Source organism: Pseudomonas sp. IPO3778 (genome assembly GCF_013386825.1).
In the GTDB taxonomy this organism is placed as follows: domain Bacteria; phylum Pseudomonadota; class Gammaproteobacteria; order Pseudomonadales; family Pseudomonadaceae; genus Aquipseudomonas.
Genome location: NZ_JACARC010000008.1, coordinates 1 through 292, shown reverse-complemented (window position 1 = coordinate 292; position 292 = coordinate 1). Strand labels below are relative to the sequence as shown.

Sequence of the window (292 nt, the reverse complement as noted above, 5' to 3'; positions counted from 1 at the left end):
GCGCCTAAGATCAAAATCAAAGCAGATCAAGAGCAAGAGCACAGCGGCCTACCGGCCGGCTTGAGTGTGGTGAAGCAAAAGCGGAATCAAAAGCTAAAGCTAAAGCTAAAGCTAAAGCGGGCACGGTCACCTGTGGGAGCTGGCTTGCCTGCGATGGCATCGCCTCGGTGTATCTGGAAGACCGAGTTGCCTGCATCGCAGGCAAGCCAGCTCCCACAGAAAAGCAGAGCTGCACCGGCTTCAGATTTGGCTTTCGCACTGGCCTTCATCCTGGCTTCTACCACTGGAGTCG

The 292-nt window shown here is 55.5% G+C and carries 1 pseudogene; it reads right to left on the bottom strand.

What is annotated here, in order from left to right:
* Positions 1-86: 86 nt before the first annotated feature.
* Positions 87-292, bottom strand: a pseudogene (locus HX855_RS33020) (hypothetical protein); the annotation flags it as partial.